Origin of the sequence: Moorena sp. SIO4A1 (assembly GCF_010672065.1) — a bacterium.
In the GTDB taxonomy this organism is placed as follows: Bacteria; Cyanobacteriota; Cyanobacteriia; order Cyanobacteriales; family Coleofasciculaceae; genus Moorena.
Genome location: NZ_JAAHHX010000417.1, coordinates 1 through 1,913 on the forward strand (window position 1 = coordinate 1; position 1,913 = coordinate 1,913).

General features: G+C 37.6%; 2 protein-coding genes. Both read left to right on the plus strand.

Annotation, left to right across the window (positions count from 1 at the left end; genetic code table 11):
- Nucleotides 1–212 precede the first annotated feature (212 nt).
- Nucleotides 213–719, plus strand: coding sequence for a TerB family tellurite resistance protein (locus F6K53_RS38915; protein WP_293085219.1), 507 nt, complete (start codon nucleotides 213–215; stop codon nucleotides 717–719).
- Nucleotides 720–841: 122 nt separating this feature from the next.
- The gene (locus tag F6K53_RS38920; RefSeq protein ID WP_293055605.1) at nucleotides 842–1,654 is read left to right on the plus strand and encodes a methyltransferase domain-containing protein; all 813 of its coding nucleotides are present in this window, start codon (nucleotides 842–844) and stop codon (nucleotides 1,652–1,654) included.
- Nucleotides 1,655–1,913 lie beyond the last annotated feature (259 nt).

Sequence of the window (1,913 nt, forward strand, 5' to 3'; positions counted from 1 at the left end):
CCCGTAATTAAATTCGCGCTTTGGTGCGCGCCTCAGAAATTTTTACCTCACAAGTCGTAGAATTTCTATATTTGTTAACGATATGCATCGATTCTAAACTAAATTGATACCTATTTGATGACACGCCCTATAAAAAATTGACATTGTTAAAATTTTAGTATAGGATAAATTGCTTAGTATTAAATCCGTCTTAGACAAATCCAGCACAAAATATGAGTAACGGCAAGGCACTGCAACCATCCCCCTATTCAAAAAGACAATACAATATTCACCAACCTGGTGACTTTGATGTTGCGGTTAATTATAGTCGTGTGTTGTTGGCAATTGCTGGTGCAGAGGGTGAGCTGGCAGAGGCAGAATTGGATTGGTACATTGATGAGCTGGTTTTGTTCGGATGTACTGAAGAGTATTTGCCAGAAATCAGTAAAGAGTATATTGCCACTGTCAAAAACCTGAATTGGAAAGATGTTAATCTCGAAGAGCTATTGGAGAATATTAATTTTGATTTTCCCATGAATTCGCCCAAGGTTATTTTATATCAAGCGATCAAGATGTGCCGAGCTGATAGAGACTATCATCAAAAGGAAAAAGAAGCCATTCGGAAAGCTGCTCAAATTTTAGGTGTTTCACTTACAGATGTTATGGCGATTGAATCACTAGTAGAAATGGAAGAGGCAGCCGATAAATTAAGATATTCTGTGTTAGAAACAATAGGATAGTTTAGATGGTTATAACACATTCTTGTGCTGGCAATGCAAATTCAAGTGTGTTATAATCACAAATTTTAATTTATAAACTTCATCGACAATCTTCTAAATTAGTTCAGTTGGGAGACTAACACTTGTCCAAAAATTACATACATGGCTATTCACATCAAGAGCAACAACGCTTAGTTAAACAAGCTCAATATTGGCGGGACAAAGTGCTATTGCGCGATCTCAATTTGTTTCCTACCGAGAATTTGTTAGAAATCGGCTGTGGTACAGGTGCTGTCTTAGGAATAATTCTAGACAGTTTTCCAGATTTGAGAGTAGCTGGAATCGATCTCGAATCTACTCAAATAGAATGCGCTCAGCACTATTTACATACTCTTGGTTTTGAAAACAACATTGATCTGCGTGTAGGTGATGCCATTCAGCTTCCTTGGCCCGATGCCAGTTTTGATCATGTTTATGCCATCTGGTTCTTAGAACATGTCTCAAATCCTAAAGCAATTCTGGAGGAAGCGTACCGTGTCCTCAAGCCAGGCGGTCGAATTACCTTAACTGAAACTGATTACGAAACTCACCTGATTTGGCCGGAATCACCTGATTATCAATATTTACTACAATCTTACCGTGAAATGTTCTTATATGCAGATGGTAATCCCTGTATCGGGCGAATTTTGGGACCACTTTTAAATTCAGTGGGTTTTCGGGAGGTCACTAATATACCATGGGCGTTTTATAACTTTGGTAATACTGAAGATCAAGATCTAGAGAAGTTGGTAGAGTATATGCACTCTTGTATACAACCAACTCTCATGGAAATGACACGAAAACTGGGAAAGGATTATCAAAGGCTAGAAGCCGGTCTAGAATTTTTCCGAAATCTTACGAACCAGCCTGAGTGTGCCGTAGCATTGACAATATATCGGGCATCAGGGAAACGATAGTCAAGTTAAAGACTACAACACTCTTGAATTACTATAAACTACTATAGTAAATAGTAGACTGATGTTTTTGGGTAAATTTTTTAACAAGATATTTTTGTATGGTTACATTTCATTCGGTTTCTCAGAAAGAATCACTAGTGTCTCTGAGTTTTACTGAGAATAACTCAACTACTCCAGATCGGAATTACCAAAGCCTAGAAGCAGTCATTAATTTTTACGAGCAAAAAGATATAAGAAATGACTACTTCAAGTGGTTGAG

Excerpts from the sequence above, each read along its gene's own strand:
- F6K53_RS38915 (WP_293085219.1), top strand. The coding sequence starts at position 213 with ATGAGTAACGGCAAGGCACTGCAACCATCCCCCTATTCAAAAAGACAA.